At 64.9% G+C, this 6,902-nt stretch carries 5 protein-coding genes and 1 pseudogene; 4 read left to right on the forward strand and 2 right to left on the reverse strand.

Annotated features, from left to right (window positions below; all coding sequences use genetic code 11):
• Nucleotides 1–4 precede the first annotated feature (4 nt).
• Entirely contained in the window at nucleotides 5–928 is a 924-nt protein-coding gene (locus WP12_RS20235) for an MlaA family lipoprotein (RefSeq protein ID WP_046195480.1), read from the reverse strand.
• 129 nt (nucleotides 929–1,057) lie between these two features.
• Between WP12_RS20235 and WP12_RS20240 the strand changes: the two genes are divergently transcribed.
• The 4 genes from WP12_RS20240 to metH all read left to right on the forward strand — a co-directional run bounded on the left by WP12_RS20240 (nucleotide 1,058) and on the right by metH (nucleotide 6,778).
• Nucleotides 1,058–2,029 (forward strand): ArsR/SmtB family transcription factor, encoded by a 972-nt coding sequence (locus tag WP12_RS20240; RefSeq protein ID WP_046195488.1) that lies wholly within the window; start codon nucleotides 1,058–1,060, stop codon nucleotides 2,027–2,029.
• The gene (gene metF / locus WP12_RS20245; protein WP_046195481.1) at nucleotides 2,026–2,970 is read left to right on the forward strand and encodes a methylenetetrahydrofolate reductase; all 945 of its coding nucleotides are present in this window, start codon (nucleotides 2,026–2,028) and stop codon (nucleotides 2,968–2,970) included. The genes WP12_RS20240 and metF overlap by 4 nt, the downstream gene beginning before the upstream one ends.
• Entirely contained in the window at nucleotides 2,967–4,025 is a 1,059-nt protein-coding gene (locus WP12_RS20250; RefSeq protein WP_046195482.1) for a homocysteine S-methyltransferase family protein, read from the forward strand. Before metF ends, WP12_RS20250 begins: the two co-directional genes overlap by 4 nt.
• A 140-nt stretch (nucleotides 4,026–4,165) precedes the next feature.
• Nucleotides 4,166–6,778, forward strand: coding sequence for a methionine synthase (gene metH / locus WP12_RS20255; protein WP_046195483.1), 2,613 nt, complete (start codon nucleotides 4,166–4,168; stop codon nucleotides 6,776–6,778).
• Nucleotides 6,779–6,791: 13 nt separating this feature from the next.
• Here metH and WP12_RS26000 read toward each other — a convergent pair.
• Nucleotides 6,792–6,902, reverse strand: a pseudogene (locus WP12_RS26000) (IS5/IS1182 family transposase); the annotation flags it as partial.

Raw genomic sequence — 6,902 nt, forward strand, 5'->3', positions numbered from 1 at the left:
GTAGTTAATTAGGCTGTTTCGGAGCCTCGGAACCCGCAGGATCACTTGGTTTCGCAGCCGGATCGGATGCGGTTATGCCCGCGTCGGCGTCGGGCGCCGACGCGGCGTCAGCACCCGGGATTCCGGCGTCTGCATCGGCCGCCGACCCTGTGTCGGCGCCAATCGGATTCGCTTCGGCATCCGAGGCGGCGGCGGCTTCGGTGGCGGCGTCGTCGCTTTCCTGGTTCAGGATCTCGGCGCGGCGGCGCTGCAAAAAGGCCGACCGCGCTGCGGCATAAGGGTCAAGACTGGATTCCAGGAAACTGTCCGCGCCGGTCTCGATCAGGCCGTCGCGCACGCTGATCACCTGTGCCGCGGTCATCGCCAGCGGCACGCCGTGGGGCAGACCGCACTCGCTCAGACAGACGCGATAGGGATCGGTGAACTGCGCCACGCCGGTGCCGACGCCATCCCGCAGGGTCGACGGCCCGAGCAGCGGCAGGACCAGATAGGGACCGCCATTCGCGCCCCATGCCGCCAGGGTCTGGCCGAGATCTTCCGATGCGGGCCGGATGCCGGCGCGGCTGGCATGGTCGAACAGTCCGCCTATGCCGGCGGTGGTGTTGACCGCGAATCGGCCAAGATTGCGCATCGCGCGGTCGATCCTGCCCTGAAGCACATTGTTTATGAACGAAAAGGGCTCAGTGACATTGGAGAAGAAGTTGCGGACGCCATCGCGCGCCGGCTTGGGCGCGACCGCGCGATAGACCTGGGTAACCGGCTTCACGACGACCTTGTCGGCGCCGCGATTTACCGCCCAGATCGTCCGGTTGAAGCCCTCGAGCGGGTCCTTCTCGGCGAGCCGGTCGGTGCCGACCCGGGCCGTTGTGCAGGCCGAGAGAGTCAGGCCGAGCGCCACGACGCCGATCATTTTCGCCGAAGCGTGCATCGATTTCCCTTTCGGGCGGATTCTCCGCCATCGGTCATACTCTAAAACATCGCGGAGTTCCGCGCCAAAACCGCATGCCCGCCATCATTCCGCGCGGCAAGTGCCTTGACCACATATAAAGACTTCTTTATGTCTGCATATATGCCAAGCGATGCGCTATCCATCTTTCGGGCGCTGGCCGATCCGACCCGCCTGCGCATCTTTCATCTGCTGCGCGCGATGGAGCTGTCGATCGGCGAGTTGGCGCAGGTTCTCGGGCAGAGTCAGCCGCGGGTTTCGCGCCATGTGAAGATCCTCGCGGATACCGGCCTGGCCGAACGCCGCAAGGAAGGAAGCTGGGTCTTCCTGGGCCTGGGTCCCGATGCCTGCGTCCTGCCGCTATTTGCCGCGATCGACGACTGGAGCCGCGAGGGCGAGGATGTCTGGGCCGTGGCCGACCGCGCTCGCCTTGCCGCCGTCCGGGCGGACCGGGCGGCGGCGGCGGCGCGCTATTTCGCCGACCATGCCGAGGAATGGGATGCGATCCGATCGCTCCATGTCCCCGAAAGCGCGGTCGAGCAGCGAATCCTGGCGATGCTCGCCCATGCCCCGATCGGCCGGATGGTCGATATCGGCACCGGCACCGGACGGATGATCGAGCTGGTCGGCGGCGAAGCTGAATCGGTGATGGGTATCGACCGCAGCCCCGAAATGCTCCGGCTTGCGCGGGTCAAATTGTCCGAGGCGGGGCTGTCACAGGCCGAGCTTCGGCAGGGCGATATGTATGCGCTGCCGCTGGGCGACGGATCTGCCGATCTCGTCATCCTGCATCAGGTTCTCCATTTCGCCCAGCACCCGGCGGCGGCGATCGCCGAGAGCGCGCGGCTGCTGTCCCCCGGCGGGCGGCTGCTGATCGTCGATTTCGCGAGCCATGACCTTGAGGATCTGCGCAGTCGCGACGCGCATGTCCGGCTGGGCTTCGGCGACGATCAGGTCGGCGGCTGGTTCCAGGCGGCGGGCCTCGGCCTCGATCGCGTCGAGGAACTCGTCGGAGATGCATTGACCGTCAAATTATGGTTGGGGGTGCGCGGACAGCGCAGCCAGTTGAAAGCAGTATCATGACATCCGTACCCTATAGTCAGCTTGAGGAAGCGCGCCGTGCGCTCGATGCGCCGCTGTTCGCCGATCTCGCGGGCGACGCCGCCGTCTCGTTCGAGTTCTTCCCGCCCAAGAGCGACAAGATGGAAGAGACGCTGTGGAGCGCGATCCAGACGCTCAGCCCCCTCAAGCCGCGCTTCGTCTCCGTCACTTATGGCGCAGGCGGATCGACGCGCGAGCGGACGCACCACACCGTCGCACGCATCGCCACCGAGACGACGATCCCCGCCGCCGCGCACCTGACCTGCGTCGAGGCGAGCAAGGCCGAGATCGACGACATCGCCCGCGCCTATTGGGCGGCGGGCGTGCGCCACATCGTCGCGCTGCGCGGCGACCCCCCGACCGAGGGGGCCAGCTTCGTTCCCCATCCCGACGGCTATCGCAACGCCGCCGATCTGGTCGCCGGGCTCAAGGATATCCATCCTTTCGAGATATCGGTCGCGGCCTATCCCGAATGCCATCCCGAGGCGGTCAGCGCCGAGGCGGATATCGCCAATCTGAAGGCCAAGTTCGACGCGGGCGCGACCCGGGCGATCACTCAGTTCTTCTTCAGCCCCGAAGCCTATTTTCGCTTCTGCGACCGCGCCCGCGCGGCGGGGATCGATGGAGAGATCGTGCCCGGCATCCTGCCCGTCTCGAATGTCGCCCAGACGCGCAAGTTCGCCGGCATGTGCGGTGCAGCGATCCCCGCCTGGATGGACCGGCTGTTCGAGGGGCTCGATGACCATCCCCCGGCGCGCCAGCTCGTCGCCGCGACGATCGCCGCCGAGATGTGCCGCCGCCTCTATGCGGGCGGCGTCCGCCAGTTCCATTTCTATACGCTTAACCGCGCCGAACTGTCTTTCGCGATCTGCCACCTGCTGGGGCTGCGCGCGGACGGCACGGCGCTGGAGAATGCCGCATGACCCTTGTGAAATCCGAAGCCGCCATCCGCTTTCGCGAGCAGGCCAGGCAGCGCGTCCTGATCACCGACGGCGCGTTCGGCACGATGATCCAGAGCTACAAGCTCCAGGAGGAGGATTATCGCGGCAACTATGATCTGTCGCTCGACCAGAAGGGCAATAACGACCTGCTGGTGCTGACCCGGCCCGATGTGATCGACGAGATCACCCGCCAATATCTCGATGCGGGGTCGGACATCGTTTCGACCAACACCTTCAACGCCAACCTCATCAGCCAGGAGGATTATGCCGCGGTCCATCTCGTCCGCGACATGAACCTCGCGGCCAGCCGCATCGCGCGTCAGGCGGCCGACGATTATCAGGCTAGGGACGGCCGTCCGCGCTTCGTCGCCGGGGCGATCGGACCGACCAACAAGACGCTCTCGCTGTCGCCCGACGTCAACGATCCGGGGTTTCGCGCGGTCGATTTCGATACGATGCGCGATGTCTATCAGGATCAGGCGGCGGCGCTGATCGACGGTGGTTGCGACTTCATCCTGATCGAGACGATCTTCGATACGCTCAACGCCAAGGCCGCGATCATGGCGGTGCTCGAGGAGCAGGCCAAACGCGGCGTCGAAATCCCGATGATGATCTCGATGACGATCACCGACATGTCCGGCCGCAATCTGTCGGGGCATTCGGTCGAGGCTTTCTGGCACGCGGTGCGTCATTCCCATCCGCTGACGGTGGGGCTCAACTGTGCCTTCGGCGCGGATCTGTTGCGTCCACATGTGCAGGTGCTCTCCGGCATCGCCGATGCGCTGGTGATGATCTATCCCAATGCCGGCCTGCCCAACGATCTTGGCGAATATGACGAACAACCGCACACGACGGGTGATTTCATCCGCGAGTGGGTCGATCAGGCGCTCGTCAACGTGGTTGGCGGCTGCTGCGGATCGACCCCGGATCATATCGCGGCGATGGCCGAAGCGGTCGCGGGCAAGCCGGCGCGAGTGCCGCACGCGCACGATCACCGCACCCGCCTCGCCGGCCTTGATCCGATGATTATGGCTTAGTCTTTTCCTTAACCCCTCCCGCTTGCGGGAGGGGCAGGGGGAGGGCTTCCGCAATCACCTCGCACGTTACGCATAAGGCGACCGGGCGCCCACCCCCGGCCCCTCCCGCAAGCGGGAGGGGAGGAAGAAGAGACAAGACAGTGACCACGCCCTCCTCCACCCAGTTCGTGAATATCGGTGAGCGCACCAACGTCACCGGATCGGCGGCGTTCAAGAAGCTCATCATGAGTGGCGACTATACCAGGGCGGTCGAGGTCGCGCGGCAACAGGTCGAGAATGGCGCGCAGGTCATCGACGTCAACATGGACGAGGGTCTGCTCGACGCCGAGTATGCGATGACGACCTTCCTCAAGCTGATGGCGGCGGAGCCCGACATCGCGCGCATCCCGGTGATGGTCGACAGCTCCAAATGGTCGGTGATCGAGGCGGGGCTGAAATGCGTCTCGGGCAAGCCGATCGTCAATTCGATCAGCATGAAGGAGGGCGAGGAGGCCTTCCTGTTCCACGCCCGCAAGTGCCGCGCCTATGGCGCCGCCGTGGTGGTGATGGCGTTCGACGAGGTCGGCCAGGCCGACACCAAGGAACGCAAGGTCGAGATTTGCGAGCGCGCCTACAAGCTGCTCGTCGCCGATGGCTTTCCGCCCGAGGACATCATTTTCGATCCGAACATCTTCGCGGTCGCGACCGGCATCGAGGATCACGACAATTACGGCGTCGATTATATCGAGGCGTGCAAGGAAATCCGGGTGCGCTGCCCGCATGCGCACATCTCGGGCGGCCTGTCGAACCTCAGCTTCTCCTTCCGCGGCAACGAGCCTGTGCGCAAGGCGATGCACAGTATCTTCCTCTCCCACGCCATTCCCGCCGGCATGGACATGGGCATCGTCAATGCCGGCCAGCTCGATGTGTACGACACGATCGATCCCGAGCTGCGCGAGGCGTGCGAGGACGTCATTCTCAACCGTCCGGCGCGCAAGCCCGACGAAACCCCGACCGAACGGCTGATCGCCATTGCCGAGAAGTTTCGCGGCACCGATGCGGTCGCCGAGAAGGCCGCCGAGGAATGGCGCGGCTGGGACGTCGTCAAGCGGCTCGAACATGCGCTGGTCAAGGGCATCGACGCGCATGTCGTCGACGATACCGAGGAAGCGCGCCAGCTGTTCGACCGGCCGATCGAGGTGATCGAGGGCCCATTGATGGACGGGATGAACGTCGTCGGCGACCTGTTCGGATCGGGCAAGATGTTCCTGCCACAGGTGGTGAAGTCCGCGCGCGTGATGAAGAAGGCGGTTGCCCATCTGCTGCCCTTCATCGAGGCGCAGAAGGTTGCGGGCTCGCGGCCCAAGGGCCGGATCGTGATGGCCACGGTCAAGGGCGACGTTCACGATATCGGCAAGAACATCGTCGGCGTGGTGCTTCAGTGCAATGGCTATGAGGTGATCGACCTCGGCGTGATGGTGCCGTGGATGACGATCCTCGCCGCGGCCAATGAGAATGACGCCGATATGATCGGCCTGTCGGGTCTGATCACTCCGTCGCTCGATGAAATGGTGACGGTCGCCGCCGAAATGCAGCGCACCAACATGACGATGCCGCTGCTGATCGGCGGGGCGACCACCTCCAAGGTCCACACTGCGCTGCGTATCGCCCCGGCCTATGCCGGGCCGGTCGTCCATGTTCTCGACGCCAGCCGCGCGGTTGGCGTCGCCTCGACGCTGCTGTCCGATACGCAACGCGACGATTTTGTCGCGAAGACGGCGGCCGATTACGAAGCGGTCCGCAAGGCGCGCGAGGGCAAGGGGCAGAATGAGCTGGCGACGCTGGCGGAGGCGCGCGCCAATGCCTTCGTCGCCGATTTTGCGTTGAAGCCCGATGCGCCGAAGCAGCCCGGCCGCCATGTCTTCACCGACTGGCCGCTTGAGGACCTTCGCGAGCTGATCGACTGGACCCCCTTCTTCCGCGCCTGGGAACTGGCGGGCAATTATCCCGCGATCCTCGACGACAAGATCGTCGGGGAGAGCGCGCGGGGCCTGTTCGACGACGCGCAGAACATGCTCGATACGATCATCGCCGAGAAATGGCTTACGGCGAAGGGCGTCGCGTCGCTATGGCCGGCACGGCGCGACGGTGACGACATACTCGTCGAAACCGACGCGGGCGAGGTGCGGCTTCCCTTCCTGCGCCAGCAGATCAAGAAGCGCGAGGGCCGGGCGAATATGTGCCTCGCCGACTTCATCGACACCCAGGACGATACGTTCGGCGGCTTCGCGGTGGGCATCCACGGCATCGATCCGCATATCGCGCGCTTCAAGGCCGATCATGACGACTATCGTGACATCCTCCTCAAGGCGCTGGCCGATCGCCTGGCGGAGGCGTTTGCCGAGCGGCTCCACCTCCATGTCCGCACGACATTGTGGGGCTATGCCGAGGGGGAGCAACTGACCAACGAGGCGCTGATCAAGGAGCAGTATCGCGGCATCCGCCCGGCGCCCGGCTATCCGGCCTGTCCCGATCACAGCCACAAGCCGATCCTGTTCGACATGCTGCAGGCGGGCGACGCGACCGGCCTCACCCTGACCGAGAGCTTCGCGATGCTGCCGACCGCCGCAGTCTCGGGCTTCTATTTCGGCCATCCCGAGGCGAGCTATTTCGGCGTCGCCCGGATCGGCCGCGATCAGCTGGAGGACTACGTCCCACGGCGCGGGGTCGACCTCCAGACTGCCGAGCGCTGGTTGCGGCCCAACCTCGACTAGGGGTTGTGGGGATTCATCGCGAGTTGATGACGGCTGCGGCGAGGTAGATCATTGCGGAGAAGCTTAGATCGGTTTTGCAGGCGCGCATGGCGATGCGCTTGAACTCTTTGAGTTTGCAGAAGAA

Source organism: Sphingomonas sp. SRS2, assembly GCF_000971055.1.
GTDB lineage: Bacteria > Pseudomonadota > Alphaproteobacteria > Sphingomonadales > Sphingomonadaceae > Rhizorhabdus.